Origin of the sequence: Fulvivirga kasyanovii (assembly GCF_009711405.1) — a bacterium.
GTDB classification, from domain to species: Bacteria; Bacteroidota; Bacteroidia; order Cytophagales; family Cyclobacteriaceae; genus Fulvivirga; species Fulvivirga kasyanovii.
The window spans coordinates 1-3028 of sequence record NZ_SMLW01000243.1; the positions used below are offsets into that span (position 1 = coordinate 1).

2 protein-coding genes are annotated in these 3028 nt (G+C 34.1%); both read left to right on the forward strand.

The window, feature by feature from the left end:
- On the forward strand, window positions 1-244 hold a 244-nt coding region (locus E1163_RS01355), incomplete at its 5' end, for a hypothetical protein (RefSeq protein WP_221417898.1).
- A gap of 361 nt (window positions 245-605) precedes the next feature.
- Entirely contained in the window at window positions 606-2987 is a 2382-nt protein-coding gene (locus E1163_RS01360) for an ABC transporter permease (protein WP_155168731.1), read from the forward strand.
- Window positions 2988-3028: the final 41 nt, after the last annotated feature.

Below are 3028 nucleotides of genomic sequence, written 5' to 3' on the forward strand. Positions count from 1 at the left end.
TAAAGAACATATGGAAAAAATGGAAAAAAAAGGTGTCATTGCCGAATGGGAATTGCCCTATGAAGAAATCCTAACCAGATTAACTGCGGCAATCTTTTTCTTGACCCCAGCTAGTAAATCAAAACTAGATGAAATATGGGAAGAGTTGAGTATTCATAATGGTCTTAACTATAGACTTAATGAGGATAAAGATCTTTCCAGGCTGGAATGGCGTGTAGAATTCAACAAAGGGTATGAACTTTAAAGTTAGAATTACTAATCATTGCTATTCAAAATAAACAAGAAAAATAAAGTCTGAGTTGATATCCAGCTTTCGGGAGATTCGTGATGAATTGGCAACAATTAGAGATGAATATAAAGAAAAGAAGTTTTTCGTGTTGAGTGTGAAAATGTTTATCATCATTTTGATCATCTAGTAACCATGGATACTAATAGACCACTTCTTGTTGGATCATAAAGTTGGAGCGCTTGATATTATTGATGATATCTCTTGTCCGCTTTGCTGAAGAGTATCATGAATTAATAAGGAACTTGTATTCTACAGATCGATCCTTTATAAGAAGAAAGAGTTTTTCTTCTTATATTATTATTGCAATTAAAATAATATGCTTAAAAATTATTTAAGAACTTTTATACAGGATACCAAAAAGAACTTGACTATAAGTGTCGTAAGTATGATTGGTATTACCCTAGCACTGGCCGCATTTATAGCTATTTTACAAGTGCTGATATTCGAATCTAGTTTCGATAAGTTTCATAGTAACAAGGACAATGTATATAGAGTATTGTCCACTTCCTATGCTGATGGTGAATTAGAGAACTACTGGCCTTGTGTTCCCAAACTTATGGGAGAGTATTGTAAGGATTATTCAGGAGTTCAGGATTTTGCCAGAACATTAGAAAACTGGCCCGGTGTGAATGTAGCTTTTGACCAAAAATATTTTCGAACAACCGAAAGATCTTATTATGTAGACGCAAGTTTTCTTGATGTAATGAATTTCGAGATACTCCATGGAAATAAATCATCGCTGAAAAACATAAATACTTGTTTTATTACTGAGAGTTTCTCACAAAAGATATTTGGCCAAGTTGACAATGTTGTAGGAAAAGTTCTGAGTTGGAACGAGGGTACCGAAGTAACGATTGGGGGCGTATTAAAAGACATTCCCCAGAACTCTAGTTTCCAATTTGAAATATTACTTTCGATGGAGACATTTCCATATTTAAGAAATATGGACTGGGAAAATAACACTGTTTTTGGTTTGTTCCTAAAACTTGATAAGTCTGTCAATTTGAACAGTTTTTCTCACTGGCTAACTCAATTGCACTATGATAATCATAATTTCGAGGCAGGCAGAAAAGTAAAATATGAGCTGCAGCCGATTGATGATATGCACTTAAGATCAGGCAAACTGACTTATGATTATCTTGACCGAGGTAATTTGGAATTGATGCATTTCCTGCTTCTTGTCTCAATTTCCATAGTTGTAATTTCTCTTATCAATTATGTTAACATATCAAGCACAAAATTATTTAACAGAACCAAAGAAGTGGGAATAAGGAAGCTTTTTGGGGCGGTCAAAGCCAGCTTCGTAAAACAATTCTTTTTGGAGTCAGTTATTTTCAATGTCATCTGTGCTTTAGCGGCCTTTGTTTTACTTTCGATTCCACAAATTAGTAACCTTTTTGATGCAGGAGTTGGAGCTAATGGAGACTTGAGCCTTACTTTCTTTACAGTTTTATTAAGTGTAATATTCATTTCCTCTTTGTCGGCAAGTGCTGTACCTTCAGTGGCCATACTCTCTTATAGTCTTAGTGCCTTGTTGAAAGGTGAAATGGTAAGAAAGCAAAAAGTGGTGAATGCTAATACTCTGTTTATATCTATCCAGTTGTTTTTATGTGTAGGCTTTATAGCTTTAACATTTACCATTTTCAAGCAGTTTGATTTTATGGTGAATAATGATTTGGGAGTGAAAATTGAAAGTGTGTTATTAGTTACAGATAAAGTTGAGCTAGAAGATAGAAGGAGTAAAAATTTCAGATCAGAATTATTAAATTATCCTGAAGTACAAAGTGTCACAAGTTCCTATGTGCCAGGAAAGCAAGTTTTAACAACCAAGGTAGTTAATAAAGAAGGTTCGCAAAAATCAATTATGATGAATGCCACTCAAATTGATTATGACTACCTAGAGACGTTTAGTATTAAATTGATAGCAGGACGAAATTTATCAGAAGAATATCCATCTGACAGAAATGGAGGGGCATTAATCAATAGATCGGCATTGGATTTTTTTGACTTTAAAACACCTGAAGAAGCTTTGAATAAAAGGATTTTTTTTGATGGTGTTAAGACTTATACAATCGTTGGTGTGATTGATGATTTTCATCAAGTGTCTTTGAAGGATAAAATTGAGCCCTCCACTTATGTTTATCAAAAATGGCCTAGTGGGTATTTTTCAATAAAAATTCAGCCGGGGAGTTTTAACCAGCAAACGATATCAAGGATCAAGGCAGTTTATGATCGCATTTACCCCGAATTTTCATTTGACTACCAATTGTTAGAAGAGCAATACTTGGCCCAATATCGTCAGGACAAGGTGTTTAATAAGATCATTAGTGCACTATCTTTCATAGCCATTGTTCTGTGTTGCTTAGGACTCTGGACAATGACTGAATTTAACCTTAGGAAAAAAGCAAAAGAGATTGCTGTAAGGAAGGTTTTGGGAGCTACCATTTGGAATATTTTTGAAGTTCATTTGAAGTACTACGGCATATTACTTTTGGTATCGGCGATTCTTTCATTACCTCTTGTTTACTTTATCTCAGATAACTGGTTAGACAATTATGCCTACAGAATTTCTATAGGTAATTGGTTCTTCATACTACCAGTACTAATTTTATTGCCTTTTATTCTATTATCAATCATAAGGTCTATTTATGTGGCCGCTATACGAAGTCCAATAGAAAGTATTCGGGCTGACGCTTAATATAATTTCTTTTACAAATATAAATGACCTCTCTATATACC